The organism is Shewanella sp. Shew256 (genome assembly GCF_002196695.1).
Taxonomy (GTDB): Bacteria; Pseudomonadota; Gammaproteobacteria; order Enterobacterales; family Shewanellaceae; genus Shewanella; species Shewanella mangrovisoli.
This window is the reverse complement of sequence record NZ_NAJR01000006.1, coordinates 170692-183431: the sequence shown is the minus strand read 5'-3', so window position 1 is coordinate 183431 and position 12740 is coordinate 170692. Positions and strand designations below refer to the sequence as shown.

General features: G+C 49.3%; 11 protein-coding genes. 7 read left to right on the top strand and 4 right to left on the bottom strand.

Annotation, left to right across the window (positions count from 1 at the left end; all coding sequences use genetic code 11):
• Nucleotides 1–77: 77 nt before the first annotated feature.
• From B5P39_RS13095 to rraB, 6 genes are all read left to right on the top strand, one after another.
• The gene (locus B5P39_RS13095; RefSeq protein WP_088211807.1) at nt 78–368 is read left to right on the top strand and encodes an ABC-type zinc uptake system zinc chaperone; all 291 of its coding nucleotides are present in this window, start codon (nt 78–80) and stop codon (nt 366–368) included.
• A gap of 81 nt (nt 369–449) precedes the next feature.
• Entirely contained in the window at nt 450–1631 is a 1182-nt protein-coding gene (locus B5P39_RS13090; protein WP_088211806.1) for a hypothetical protein, read from the top strand.
• Entirely contained in the window at nt 1615–2523 is a 909-nt protein-coding gene (locus B5P39_RS13085; RefSeq protein WP_088211805.1) for a metal ABC transporter solute-binding protein, Zn/Mn family, read from the top strand. Before B5P39_RS13090 ends, B5P39_RS13085 begins: the two co-directional genes overlap by 17 nt.
• 4 nt (nt 2524–2527) lie before the next feature.
• Nucleotides 2528–3295: a metal ABC transporter permease gene (locus B5P39_RS13080; RefSeq protein WP_088211804.1), complete on the top strand. Its 768-nt coding sequence runs from the start codon at nt 2528–2530 to the stop codon at nt 3293–3295.
• Nucleotides 3296–3490: 195 nt separating this feature from the next.
• Nucleotides 3491–4234, top strand: a complete 744-nt coding sequence (locus B5P39_RS13075; RefSeq protein WP_088211803.1) for a 1-acylglycerol-3-phosphate O-acyltransferase — start codon at nt 3491–3493, stop codon at nt 4232–4234.
• 43 nt (nt 4235–4277) lie between these two features.
• Nucleotides 4278–4685, top strand: coding sequence for a ribonuclease E inhibitor RraB (gene rraB, locus B5P39_RS13070; RefSeq protein ID WP_088211802.1), 408 nt, complete (start codon nt 4278–4280; stop codon nt 4683–4685).
• 55 nt (nt 4686–4740) lie between these two features.
• On the opposite strand, the gene B5P39_RS13065 is transcribed toward rraB, so the two are convergent.
• Complete coding sequence (locus tag B5P39_RS13065) at nt 4741–5712, bottom strand: GGDEF domain-containing protein (RefSeq protein WP_088211801.1); 972 nt, start codon at nt 5710–5712, stop codon at nt 4741–4743.
• A gap of 18 nt (nt 5713–5730) precedes the next feature.
• A complete protein-coding gene (locus B5P39_RS13060) occupies nt 5731–6726 on the bottom strand; it encodes a response regulator (RefSeq protein ID WP_011621374.1) in 996 nt (331 codons plus the stop codon).
• A 578-nt stretch (nt 6727–7304) separates the two neighbouring features.
• Between B5P39_RS13060 and B5P39_RS13055 the strand changes: the two genes are divergently transcribed.
• The gene (locus tag B5P39_RS13055) at nt 7305–8111 is read left to right on the top strand and encodes a crotonase/enoyl-CoA hydratase family protein (RefSeq protein ID WP_088211800.1); all 807 of its coding nucleotides are present in this window, start codon (nt 7305–7307) and stop codon (nt 8109–8111) included.
• Nucleotides 8112–8175: 64 nt separating this feature from the next.
• Here the strand turns inward: B5P39_RS13055 and B5P39_RS13050 are convergent, their stop codons facing one another.
• Both B5P39_RS13050 and rapA read right to left on the bottom strand, forming a co-directional pair.
• Nucleotides 8176–9210, bottom strand: coding sequence for a DUF3530 family protein (locus tag B5P39_RS13050; RefSeq protein ID WP_088211799.1), 1035 nt, complete (start codon nt 9208–9210; stop codon nt 8176–8178).
• Between the two features lie 242 nt (nt 9211–9452).
• A complete protein-coding gene (gene rapA / locus B5P39_RS13045; RefSeq protein WP_088211798.1) occupies nt 9453–12359 on the bottom strand; it encodes an RNA polymerase-associated protein RapA in 2907 nt (968 codons plus the stop codon).
• Nucleotides 12360–12740: the final 381 nt, after the last annotated feature.

Genomic DNA, 12740 nt, shown 5'->3' with positions numbered 1-12740 from the left:
GGCGCCTATTACCTTATTGCAACTTGCTAGTGGCCTGACTTAAACTTGTGCCACTTTTTTACTATGGGGACGACTGAGTGAGACTGCACAGTCACATAAGACGCACAATTTCGATATGGCTTGCCGCCGTATTGGTGTTGCTGTCTTTTGTTGCCTCAGCCCATAGTGTGACCCACCTTGATGATGGGGCAAAGACGCACTGTACCCTGTGCTTCCATCAACATCAGCTGAATAAAATTCTGCTCACCCAGCCGCTTAAGCTTGATTTAGCGATACAGCGATTCGATGTTTGTGAGTTTGTCTTACCCATTACCTTCTCTAAACACGTCAGTGTTTACCTAAGCCGCGCGCCGCCAGCTCTCCGTTAAATCAACTTTTACATTTTAACTTATTGTATTTCTTGGTGACTTTATGCAGTCATCGAGTGCTAGTTGTATTTTGGAGATATCATGACTGTTTTGAACAACCGAATTTCTTTGGTGGCCTTGGCGTGCGCCTTCGTTTCGCCGGCACTGTTAGCGGAAGATTCGAGCCTTACCAACCCTGCGATTAGCGCAGTACTCAATGGCTACTACCAAACGGCCGAGCGCCCATTGGCTGAAACCGCCGAAGGCTTTGGCTTAGGTGAAACTGAGCTGGCGATGAGTGCCAATATCGACGACATGTTCTACGGCAAAGTGACCGCCGTTGTTGAGATGCACGATGGTGAAACTGAGCTCAATCTCGAAGAAGCCTTTATCCAAACCATGGCGATGCCAGCGGGTTTCTCAATCCGTGGCGGACGTTTCCTCTCGGATATCGGTTATTTAAATAACCAGCATTTACATACCGATTCATTCACCGATCGCCCGATTGCTTACCGCGCATTTTTCGGCGGCCATTACTTTGATGATGGTGTGCGCTTAAACTTTGTGGCACCAACGGATCTGTATTGGACCATAGGTGCCGAAGCCTTTAAAGGCGAGAGCATGCGCGCGGCCGATGAACACGGTGAGCGTGAGTTTAAAAACGTAGGCGTGTACACCTTATACTCAAAAATCGGTGGCGACATTGGTGACAACAGCTCATGGCAGGCGGGATTGAGCTACCTGCGTAACGAAAATGGTCAAGTTACAGCCCATGAAGAGGGTGACGAGCACGAAGACGAAGCGGCCGAGGAAGGCCATGACCACAGCCATGCGGCATCTTACACAGGTAAAAACACCTATGGTGCTGATTTTGTGTATAAATGGGCGCCAAATGGCAACTATAAATACCAAAACCTGACCCTGAGCGGTGAGTATTACCGCGTGACTGACTTTGTGCCGAGCGACCTGCATCCTGAGGATGCGCCGAGCAAGGACTATCATCAAGGTTGGTATCTAAGCAGCGTGTATCAATTCACGCCAAGCTGGTCTGCAGGTGTGCGTTACGGCGAGGTGGATACCCAAGAGCTCCATGGCGATCATTTCCATGGACAGAAGTTAAAGGAATCTGAGGTGAGTCTGGCGTGGCATTCGAGCCATTTCTCGACGGTACGTTTCCAGTACACCAATCAGAAGGGAACTAACTTCGATGGAATCGAAGACGACAATGTTTTCACTATTCAATACATTATGTCTCTGGGGGCTCACGGTGCGCATCAATTCTAATTTTGTTAAAGCGGCCGCAGCGGCCCTGTCTATCGCTTGTTCAGGCTTTGCCCACGCTGAGCTGAATGTGTTTGCCTGTGAACCCGAATATGCCGCATTGGCAAAAGAGCTGGCTCCAAATGCCAACATTTATTCGGCAACCACGGCCCTACAGGACCCGCATCAAGTGCAGGCGCGTCCGAGTTTGATCGCTAAAATGCGCCAAGCGGATCTGGTGGTCTGTGCGGGCGCCGATTTAGAAATCGGTTGGCTACCAATGCTGCAAATGAAGTCGGCTAACGCTAAGGTTCGCTCTACCGATCAGGGGCTGTTTTTCGCCGCAGAGCAAATCGATACCTTAGATAAATTAGCGAGTGTGGACCGCAGCATGGGAGATGTGCATGCCAAGGGAAATCCGCATATTCACTTCGATCCCAATCGTTTGCTCACTGTCGCCAATGCACTGAGTGCCAAGATGAGTCAGCTGGATCCTAGTGAGGCGGCGAATTATCAGAAGGCCTTAGCGGACTTTAGTTCACGTTGGCAGGCGGCTATTCCTCGCTGGGAAGAGCAAGCCAAAGCGTTAAAAGGCAAAAAAGTCATCGCTTATCACACCAGTTTTAGATACCTGTTTAACTGGTTAGGCATAGAACAAGTCGCTGATCTTGAGCCTAAACCCGGTTTGGCACCGACTAGCGGTCATTTAGCGAGTCTGCTCAGCCGCGCCGAGCAGAAAGATATTCTGGCGGTAGTTGTGGCTTCCTATCAGGATGAACGTGGTGCTAACTGGTTGGGCGAAAAGGCCAATCTGCCTGTGCTTATGTTGCCAATGTCGGTAGGGGGTAACGATGCCAGCCAAGATCTTTTTAGCCTCTACGACAATGCCATTTCCCTCTTAAACGGGGTGAAATAAGCCTATGTTGGATCTGGAACTGATGTCGATCCTGCTGCCAGCACTAGCAGCGGGGATCTTAGTGCTCTCAACGCATATTGTACTTGGTAAACAAGTACTTAAGCGTGGGATCATCTTTATCGATTTAGCCATTGCGCAAGTCGCCGCGTTAGGGGCGATTGTGGCACATATGGACCACAGGTTAGAGGATATGCCATTTTCTAATGTGTGGATGCCTGCCTTATTCGCCCTTGCGGGGGCGGGATTTATCGCTTGGTTATCCAAGCGGATGGCGGGCGAGCTAGAGGCGATGATAGGTTGCTTTTACGTGTTGTCAGCGGTGGCGGCCATGCTATTGCTGGCGAACGATCCCCACGGGGCCGAGCTGTTGAAGCAATTGATGTCAGGCCAGATCCTTTGGGTGAGTTGGTCGCAATTAGTGTTACCGACAGTGGTGTATGCGGCTGTGTTAGCGGTAATTTTTCTGCGGCCACAAATCTTAAACGGTGCAGGATTCTATCTGCTATTTGCGCTGGTGATCACCTTGTCGGTAGAGCTGGTTGGGGTCTATTTAGTGTTTAGCACTTTGATCCTGCCTGCACTTGCGCTCAACAAGTACCAAGGCAAGAACAGCCTATTTTACGCTTATCTGGTCGGCCTTATGGGTTACTTGCTGGGGCTGGTGCTCTCGGCAACGTTGGACTTACCGAGCGGCGCGGCGATTGTCGCGACTTTGGCCCTTAGTGCCTTGGTCTTCCGTTTAGGCCTAAGTAAAACCGCGGCAGTGCGCTAGGTCGCAAACTAGGTTTTTAGCTTAGCTGTTTAAGCTTAGATATTGATTTAAAAGCCCATCGTCGTGCATGATTGCGCGAGTGCCGGTGGGCTTTTGTTTGGATTGTTAGCAACTCAGCTTACAGATGTAAACATTATATTGAGTCCCTAGGGCTGGGTGGCTATACTGTCGCCACTTTCATCCTTGGAGTATGTCGTGCTGTTACTCGTCAGATCTGTGTTGTTGGCTGTGTCATTGTTACTCGCGTTTATTTTTGGTGGTTTGGTCTGCTTGTTGCGACCCCGTCACCGTGACAATGTACATATGTTCGCCAAGATCTTCTCATCCGTCGCCCCTATTCTAGGGCTTAAAGTCATAGTGCGTCGGCATAAAGAAATTCAGGATGGCCCTTATATCTTTTTAGGGAACCATCAAAATAACTTCGATCTGTTCACTCATACTAAAGCCGTGCCGAAAAGCACCGTCAGCTTAGGCAAAAAGAGCTTAGTGTGGATCCCGCTATTTGGGCAGATCTACTGGTTATCGGGCAATATTCTGATCGATAGAAAAAATCGAAACAGCGCCTTCGATACCATGGCTAAAACTGCAGAAAAGATTAAGCAGAACCGTTTATCAGTGTGGATTTTCCCCGAGGGTACACGCTCACGTGGCCGCGGCCTGCTCCCCTTTAAAGTGGGCGCGTTCCACACTGCGATTGCCGCAGGGGTGCCGATAGTGCCAGTGCTCGCCTCTTGCCAGAGCCATATTAATTTAAACCGTTGGGATAATGGTGTGGTGATCATCGAGATGATGGCGCCTATTCCGACCGAAGGGTTAGACAAAGCCGATGTGAAGGCCTTTTCTGCCCAAGTGTATGAGACTATGTCGGCAAAATTTAACGAGATAAATCGTGAAGCGGCAACATTAATGGGTAAAACTCTCGAAGGCGATGACGTATAATAGCGCCAATTTGAGCCAGTTTTACCTTAACGGAGACAAATCCATGTCTATTGAAAGTCAATTAAAAGCCCAACTTGCCGAGAATCGTGACATAGTGCAAGCCCTGCTTGACGATGGCTCAGAGCCAGATGCGGAATACACCATTGAGCACCATTTCTCATCTAGCAACTTCGACCGCTTAGAAAAAGCTGCCGTTGATGCATTCAAACTCGGTTTTGAAGTCAACGACGCCGAAGAAATGGAGTTGGAAGATGGCTCAGTGATTTTCTGTTTCGACGCTATTGCTTACCACAAGCTGGAAGTGGCATTACTGGACAAAGCGACCGAGCAGTTACTGCAACTCGCGGCTAAGCAAAAAGTGGATTACGACGGCTGGGGCACTTACTTCGTTGGCGATGAAATCGACGAAGAAGAAGGTGACGACGAAGAAGACGATGGTTTTCCGCACTAATTGCCGCAATTAAACGAATAATAAAAAGCCCATCTATGATGGGCTTTTTGCTTTATTAGGCAGAGGTTTGCGCCGTATGTAGGATGCTACAATTACGGCCTTTCTGTTTCGCTTCATATAAGGCTTTGTCTGAGCAGGAAATCCAGCCAGAACTACTAGTGATATGTTTGCCGATTTCACACACGCCTAAGCTGACGGTGACTTTTATTTTCAGCCCTTCATACACTATGGTGGAGTCGGCAATTCTTTCCCGCAAACGCTCGGTAAAGTTGAGGGCATCGGCGCCACAGGTATTGGGCATGACCACCGCAAACTCCTCGCCACCATAGCGGCCGACACAATCTGTCTCCCGCAGTGAATGGCTTAAGATATGGGCAATATGCTGAATAACCTTATCCCCTGCGACATGGCCATAGGTATCGTTGATATTTTTGAAATGGTCTATGTCTATCATGACCAGACTCGCCATCCCAGAATAACGGGCGTAGAGGTCAAATTCATGCTCTAAACATTGTTGCCAATGGCGACGATTATGCAGCTGTGTCAGGCCATCGGTTTGGCTGAGGCGTTCTAACTGCTCGTTGGCGGCCTTGAGCTGTAACTTGTTGACGGCGATATCGGTGACATCATAAATAATCACGCTGATATGGGTGATTTTTCCGGTTAATGAGGCCAGAGGCAATAGCGTCACGTTCTGGTACATAAAATCTGCCCGTCCGGTAATCGGGCGGTAGTTTTTAAACTGAAACACGTAGGGTCTTTGTTCCCAGCTGATAAAGGCTCGATTTTTCAGCATAAAAACCGATTCCATTTTTTGCTTTAACCAAGTCGCTGGCAGCTCGGGAAAACGGGTGAACAGGTTTTGCCCTTTAATCGAATTAGGGGATACGCCGCTATGGTTTTCCATAAAGCCGTTCCACAGTTGGATATTATAATCGCGATCTAATACCACTAGACCCACTTCGATGGTTTGCACCATATCGATAAGCCAATGGAGTTCGTTCATTGCGCTTTGATCGTTTGACATAAGATAAAATCCAACTGATTAATCGAGTAAATAACCGAGCTTATAACTGAGCGTCGGAATAGAGTCTTCGGTAAATAGCAGTAACAAATCGCATTGAACATTATGGTTTTCAATACGATAGTTAATCTCCATTGCTAAGGTTCTGTGCCATTTTTCCGAGTTATCATGGATTAGATCGTTCACCGTACAGTGGCGGCCTAATACCACAGGGTGAGCCTGGCTGAACTTCATATCGAGCTGCTCTGAGATCCCGTTCAGGAAGGCGCCAATCAATACGTTACCAGTGTCGATCAACACTTCTATCTCTGTGCTGATATCTTCGGGATTGGCCAGCCCCATGAGTTTTGCCATGTCTTGAAAGCTCGAATCGTGGAATAGCAGCAGGGCTTCTCCCGCCACGCCTGCGCCAATAAATCCTTGGCAGAGGGCTGATACTGTTGAGCTTTCTTCTGTCGCTTTGAGTGCCATCGTCAGCTCGCTGACTTCGAGCACGTTCACATTTGGGATAGGCAAGAGGACAAAAACATCGAGGAGCTTGGCTAACAGATCGGCGGCGCGCCCCATGGCGACGTTGGCGATCTCTTGGCAGGCGTCACGCATATCGACTTTGATCATCGGCGTTTCTTCCGCCTGATCTTTCTGCGTTAAGGTGAGGATGCCGTATTCCTGCAGGATATTACTGATGGCGTCGGCACTGACGGGCTTTTGAATAAAATCCAATGCGCCTAATGCTTTAACTCTTTCATGGGCTTTGATCTGAATATCACCCGAGACCACAATAATCAGCGCGGGAAGATCGTTTTGCTGCACGGTTTGCAGCACTTCATAACCATCCATGACTGGCATATTAAGGTCGAGGAAGACAACTTCGCCTTTACCTGCGCGAATGGCATCTAAACCTTCGGCGCCATTGGTGGCGTAGGTGATCTCGACATCCCATTCTTTCGGTAGGGTGCGAGCCATTTGTTTGCGCGCCATGGCGGAGTCGTCACAGATGAGTACAGAGATTGTCATGCTGACTACTGATCCTTAATTGCCCATTTATTGAAGATAACACTAATTCTAAATCTTTGAATGACGAATTAAGCTCTTCGGGCAAGTTTGATTTATAACATCTATATGTAACCTATAGATTTTATTTGTTAATTCAATTTATTTATCTCTCGAGCGCGAGGCGCTGGCAGTAAAAAGCCTTGGAGAATTAAATCAAATTTCGCGAATTTGTCGTAAGCAGGGCATCGATTTTTGCGAATAGCTCGATGCTCAATCCTGCAATAGGCTGTTTCCCCACGGGACCCATCTCGACACGATTTTGCAAATTTGTGGGTAAGCAGCGCCGTTGGTGATGCAACCGATGTTCAGAGAAGATGACTCGTTAAAACGACAAGTTGCACCCATGGTTGAACATAAGGGGTTAATACTTTTGAGGTTCTCATGCTTCAGCGCAAGCCTAGCATACTCACCCAGTAAAACTTAATGACAGTCGACAGTATTTTGACGCATGTCAAAATTTAGGCTTATGTTACATCCTTTGGTGAATTATTCCAAACGTGTTAACATTTGTTCTGGCCTGACCAGTAACGGAATATTTCATGAGTGAGCCTTGTGTGCAAGTAAGGATTGAGGATGGCATTGCATATGTCCAGCTCAATCGACCAGAAAAATATAATGCAATTAATTATTTAATGTTTAGCGAGTTGGATAGAGCGATCAAACGTATTAAATCAAATTCGCGGATTCGACTGGTTATTTTATCTGGTGCTGGAGGCCATTTTAGCTCGGGGCTGGACGTAAAGAGCGTGATGTCGGCACCGATGCAAGCATTCAAATTGTTGTTTAAATGGTTGCCTGGCAATGCCAACTTAGCGCAGAGAGTCTCCCTTGGATGGCAACGTTTACCCGTGCCTGTCATCGCGGTGTTAGAAGGCTGCTGCTATGGCGGTGGCATGCAAATCGCCTTAGGTGCTGATTTTAGAATAGCGAGCCCAGACAGCAAGTTATCTATTATGGAAGCCAAATGGGGATTAGTGCCGGACATGGCAGGCTTAGTGGCGCTGAGGCAAATAATGCCCAAGGATCAGGCGATGTTACTCAGCCTTACGGCCAAAGTGTTGTCGGGCGAAGAGGCTAGTCGTTTGGGGTTAGTGACTCAGTTAAGTGATCATCCGATGTTAAGCGCGCAGCAATTGGCTCAGGAGCTTCTCAATACTTCTCCCGATGCTGCGGCGGCGATCAAGTTGAGCATCAACCGTAGCTGGACGGCTTCGATTCGTGCACTTCTTTGCCGTGAGTCGTGGAGCCAAGTGAGACTGTTACTCGGTAAAAATCGCGCGATTGCGGCGACGCGTCAGCTAAAGGATCCCAGCAAAGCCTATCAAGATCGCCAATCGGGTTGGTAGCTGCGTAACTCTATTTCGATAACGCCCCATAACGGATTACTTAAGCTTTAGAAAGGCTTGCACCTCAATTGGCGCCGCTCATGCGGGCGGCGAATCCCCTTATGGCGTTTAAACAATTCTGCCATGCACTTTCGTTATCCAGATTTAACGCCAATGTCGTTTGCCGATAATTCGGCGCTTCTAACGTCACGGCAAGGCTTTTGCGTTGTTCTGCCGTTTCTAACGATGCGGGGTGACCATCGGGTGATTGAATATCTAGTATCGGCATAGTGAGCTTCGCCAGTTTCTCGGCAATGGCTTGGTTACGCGCCTCATCTTCACTGTAGGGATTGATGACGATTAAGACATCTGGATCGGCAATTTTCTTTTGGCTTAATAGGCTTATCAATAATCCCGCACTTTGATCGGCGGTGATCAGCACTCGTTTACCGGGAAAGTCTGTGCCAACGCTGTCGAGCTGTGACATGCTTTTGACTAAAAAATCTTCCTGTTCAAGCAGATGCTTATTGCTCTGCTCGGGTTTCACTTTTTGGCTCGGTTTATTCGAAGGGCTGCTTAACTGCGCCGAACCTGCGGAGGTCACTTCGGTCGCCGGAGTGGCAAAGTTGGGTGCGGGCGGCTCCGTTGGCGGGGTAAGGCTTAAACTGGCCCAGCCGGCCGCATTGATATTACGTCTGACAAAAGCCATTAATCCGGGCGCATCGGCGGTGCCATTGGTGGCGGGTAAGATAATTGCGGCGCCGAGTTTTTTGCGGCCTTCCCATGAGCGAACTAAGAGCTCGAGCGGCTGATCATCTATGGTGATCTGCTTGATTTCATTGGCGGGTAAATAGTTGCTCGTTCTTTTCGCCGCAGTTTGCCCCTTGGGCGCTGTGCTAGCTTGGCTCGTCTCGGTGTTCTGGGGAGTTGTCTCTGGCGCCTGAGTATTAGATTCTGGCGTCTGCGGGCTGGATTCAGGTGCAGATTCAGGTGCTTGAGTACTTGTTTCTGGTGCCTGAGTATTGGGGTCTGGCGCTTGAGTGCTGGGATCGGCGGCGAATAGGCTCGCACTGGCGAGAGCTAAGGTTAGGCCCAATACCGAGGGGATAATACGCGCCATAGAATTGATAACCACCTGTGTAGTCTCATAAATTCAATTAGCTAGAGTATAACCTGAAGCGGCGTAGCAGAAGCAATTTTTGCTTGAGCTCGTGACGGCGACCGCGCATCGCCCTAGATCCAGTCCACAGCCATACTTATCGAAAAGTCGAAAAGAGAAAATAAAAACGCCCAGCATTTGCTGGGCGTTTGCATATTCGCTTAAGCGAATCTGAGGAGGTTCTTGCTTACCGTTATTACGGATTAGACATGGCTCACCAATACCATACGAATCGCGTCGAGCTGTAGCTGACTCGCGTCGAGGTAAGTGCTCAGTTCCTGCATTTGATTACGCAGGTATTCTAACTCTTCCTCACGGATATTCGGGTTAACCGCTTTCAAGGATTCTAAACGGTCTAATTCGCCCGTCAGTTGGCTGGTCATTTTCTCACGCGCCTGCGCCACTAACTCGTTCACCGCGGCTTGGGCATATTCTTCACCCTTAGCAAATAACGGATGCAGGATCGGTTGTGAAGCTGTGACTAACTTGCTGCCAATATGGCGGTTAACCGCGCTTAACTGTTTGTCAAAGCTGGTGTAATCCACCTTAGCTGACAAATCGTTACCGTTTTTATCCAGCAGTACGCGGATAGGCGTCGGTGGCAGATAACGATATAACTGGCTCGATTTAGGCGCCGAAGCATCTGCCATGTAAATCAGTTCTAAGAACAGGGTGCCTGCGGGTAAGGCTTTGTTTTTCAAAATCGCGACGCTAGTCGTGCCAGTGTCAGAGCCAGTGATTAGATCTAAACCTGTTTGTACTAATGGGTGCTCTTGGGTGATCAGGGCGATATCGTCGCGGGAGAGCGCAGTATCACGGTCGAAGGTGACCGTCACGCCATCCTCATGCAGGCCCGGATAGGTTGGGAACATCATGTGTTCGCTTGGACGCAGGATGATAGAGTTTTCACCTTTATCTTCTTGATCAACACCGATAATGTCCCACAAGCGGATCACCGAACCAATCAGCTTAGTGTCCTGATCGCTTTGGGCTAAACGCTCGACAATCGCCTTGGCCTTATCGCCTCCGTGGGAGTTGATTTCCAGTAGCTTATCGCGGCCTTGCTCCATAGCGTGTTTCAGTTCTTTGTATCGGCTTTGGGTATGATTGAGCAGATTGATTAGCTCATCTTCATCCCCGCCAACGAGAACGTTTAACAGATCTTCGGCAAATTCACTGTACAGCACATGGCCACTTGGACAGGTCAGCTCGAAGGCATTCAGGCCTTGATGATACCAGTTGAGCAGACGCTCCTGCGCCGTATCTTGCAGATAAGGCAGATGAATTTGGATATCGTTCTTTTGACCAATACGGTCTAAACGGCCGATACGTTGCTCTAATAAATCTGGGTTTAATGGCAGATCGAACAGCACTAAGTGGCTGGCGAACTGGAAGTTACGCCCTTCGGAGCCGATTTCAGAACAGATCAGCGCTTGGGCGCCGCCTTCTTCCTGAGCGAAGTAGGCTCCCGCCTTGTCGCGCTCGATGATCGACATGCCTTCGTGGAAGACTGTGGCTTGGATGCCTTCACGGGTACGCAGGGCTTCTTCTAAGCTCAGGGCGGTATCGGCGCCGCTGGCGATGATCAGCACTTTCTTGCTGCGATGCGACTTTAAAAACTCGATTAACCAATCCACGCGAGGATCGAATTTCCACCAACTGGCGCTGTTATCTTCAAATTCTTGGTAGAGTTTTTCAGGGCTTAGGGCTTGTGCCGCTTTTGCTTCTAAGGTCTTACGGCCACCCATCATCTCGTTCACACGGGCAGCGGTAAGATACTGCTCAGGCATTGCATGGGGATAGGCGTTGAAAATACGTTTCGGGAAGCCTTTTACCGAGGCGCGGCTGTTGCGATAAAGCACGCGGCCAGTGCCGTGGCGATCGAGCAATTCTTGCAGCAACTCGCTGCGGGCCGCTTGTTGCAGCTCGCTGTCGATATCTTCGGCTTGAATTAACCGAATGCTCGGCGCTATGTCTTTCTCGCTGAGTAATTCGGTGAGGCTGTTGATGGCGGCATCGGATAATTTTCCGTCGCCCGCTAAGGCTTCGGCGGCAACGGCGACATCTTTGTAGCTGTTTTCTTCGGCGAGGAAGGCATCGTAGTCGTAGAAACGATCCGGGTCGAGTAGGCGCAGGCGCGCAAAGTGGCTCTCATGGCCGAGTTGATCCGGCGTTGCGGTCAGCAATAATACGCCTGGCACCACTTCGCTTAATGCTTCAACCACTTGGTAGGCACGGCTCGGAGCCTCTTCGGTCCACTCTAAGTGATGGGCCTCGTCGACGACCAGCAAATCCCAGTCGGCATCGAGTGCTTGGTCGAGACGTTTCTTTTTACGCAGTAATTCGAGGGAACAAATCACTAACTGCTCGGTGTAGAAAGGATTGTCATGGTCGGCAAAGGCTTCGACACAACGGTCTTCATCAAATACTGAGAAGCGCAGGTTAAAGCGGCGCAGCATTTCCACTAACCACTGATGGCGCAGGGTATCCGGCACAATAATCAACACCCGCTCGGCGCGGCCAGTGAGCAGTTGTTGATGGATAATCAGACCCGCTTCGATGGTTTTACCTAAACCCACTTCGTCGGCCAGCAATACACGCGGCGCATAACGGCGACCCACTTCATGGGCAATCCACATCTGGTGGGGGATAAGGCCGACGCGTGGACCTTGTAAGCCGAGTAAATCTGAGGTCGCCAGTTGATGACGCAGTAACTGGCATTGATAACGAATACCGAAACGGTCGAGGCGGTCAATTTGACCGGCAAACAGGCGATCCTGCGGTTTGTTAAAGCGAATATTGTGGTTTAACAGAGTCTCACGCAGGCTGGCTTTTTCGCCCGTTTCGCTGTGGATACCGTGGTAGACGACGAGGCCGTCTTTTTCGGTGAGTTCTTCAACCGCGAGGCTCCAGCCTTCATGGCTTTCAACCGTATCGCCAGGGTTGTATATGACACGGGTCAGGGGGGCTTCGTTGCGCGAGAACATGCGGTTCTCACCAGTCGCAGGGAATAACACTGTGACCATACGGCCTTCAACTTGTACGACTGTTCCTAAACCAAGCTCTGACTCGGTATCACTTATCCAACGTTGTCCTAAGGCAAACGGCATCTTAAATTCTCATCTCTGGGCGGACTCTAACAAAGGGCGCGTATGTTATATCAATACTAGGGATATTTGAATCGCCCTCTCACCCGTTAGAGCCTAATTCCCCACACACTAGATTACAAATTGAACAGTGAAGAAAATTCTCTATAGTCCTTCGATGATTTGTCATGCTACTGTCATATCGAGGGACCTACACTGCCCTCGAGTCACCGACTTAAACACGGGTTCGTTCGGTTGGCATTCAGAGAGAATGGTGCCAATATTAGTTTAAGCCGCTAGCCGTCTTTATTAAGTAGAGGCTTGAACTTTAAGATCATTCTTTACCTCGCCAACTGACATAGGAGCCATATCCACTCACCGGGAAAGAGATGTAGCATAAAAACA